The sequence below is a fragment of the Mesorhizobium sp. M1A.F.Ca.IN.020.06.1.1 genome (assembly GCF_004023265.1).
Taxonomy (GTDB): Bacteria; Pseudomonadota; Alphaproteobacteria; order Rhizobiales; family Rhizobiaceae; genus Mesorhizobium.
The window spans coordinates 1-1,283 of record NZ_RZSR01001301.1; the positions used below are offsets into that span (position 1 = coordinate 1).

The 1,283-nt window shown below is 64.6% G+C and carries 2 protein-coding genes; both read left to right on the forward strand.

Annotation, left to right across the window (positions count from 1 at the left end):
* The first annotated feature begins 37 nt into the window (after positions 1-37).
* A complete protein-coding gene (locus tag EOA60_RS33465; protein ID WP_095825324.1) occupies positions 38-1,117 on the forward strand; it encodes an ABC transporter ATP-binding protein in 1,080 nt (359 codons plus the stop codon).
* A gap of 10 nt (positions 1,118-1,127) precedes the next feature.
* Positions 1,128-1,283 (forward strand): ATP-binding cassette domain-containing protein (locus tag EOA60_RS33470; protein ID WP_128312647.1); only part of this gene is annotated, 156 nt, incomplete at its 3' end.

The window sequence follows — 1,283 nt, forward strand, 5'->3', positions numbered from 1 at the left end:
ATCGAGCGCTGATGCGCAAGGCCTGGGAGGAGGCGTGATGCTGGAATTGAGGAACGTGACGAAGACGGTCGGCGCGCAGGAGCATATCCGCGACGTGTCGCTGACGCTTCAGCACGGCTCGCTGAATGTCCTGCTCGGGCCGACGCTTTCCGGCAAGACCAGCCTGATGCGGCTGATGGCCGGGCTCGACGCGCCAACTTCCGGCTCGGTCTGGTTCGACGGCAAGGACGTCACCGGACAGCCGGTGCAGAAGCGCAACGTCGCCATGGTCTACCAGCAATTCATCAACTACCCGGCGATGACGGTGTACGAGAACATCGCCTCGCCGCTTCGGGTTGCCGGCATCGAACAGGCCAGGATCGACAAGGAGGTGCGCAACGCTGCGGCACTTCTCAAGCTCACGCCCTATCTCGACCGCACGCCGCTCAACCTCTCGGGCGGCCAGCAGCAGCGCACGGCGCTTGCCCGCGCCATCGTCAAGAACGCCAGCCTGGTGCTGCTCGACGAGCCGCTCGCCAATCTCGACTACAAGCTGCGCGAGGAGTTGCGCGCCGAATTGCCGAAGATTTTCGCCGCGGCGGGCACGATCTTCGTCTATGCCACGACCGAGCCGCACGAGGCGCTTTTGCTCGGCGGCAACACCGCGACGCTTTCGGAAGGTCGCGTCACGCAGTTCGGCCCAACCGTCGAGGTTTTCCGCAAGCCGGTCGACCTGGTGACGGCGCGGACCTTCGCCGACCCTCCGCTCAACACCATTGTGCTCGCCAAGAAGGGATCGGACTTCCTTCTCGAAGGAGGCGTGAAGCTGCCGGTGCCGCCCGAACTGCTCGGCATTCCGGATGCCAGCTACACGATCGGCTTCCAGCCGCACCATTTGTCGCTGGAGCGTCCCAACCCCGGCGCCGTGCCGGTGCGGGCCAAGGTCACCATCACCGAGATCACCGGCTCGGAAAGCTTCGTCCATCTCGACTTCGCCGACGCGCGCTGGGTGATGCTCGCGCACGGCATCCTCGATTTCGAGACCGACGACGAGGTCGAGGTGTTCATCGACCCGCGCCACATCATGGTCTTCGACCAGAACGGCCGCGCGGTGACTGCGTCGAAGCTGGCGGCTTGAGGAGGGAGCGATGGCACGCATCGACGTCAACCACATCCGCCACTCCTACCTGACCAATCCAAAGAAGGATTCGGATTTCGCGCTGAAGGAAGTGCATCACACCTTCGAGGACGGCGGCGCCTATGCGCTGCTCGGGCCGTCCGGCTGCGGCAAGACCACCTTGCTC

Bases quoted from the DNA above. Each gene is read 5' to 3' on its own strand.
- EOA60_RS33465 (WP_095825324.1), top strand. From the start codon at position 38: ATGCTGGAATTGAGGAACGTGACGAAGACGGTCGGCGCGCAGGAGCAT.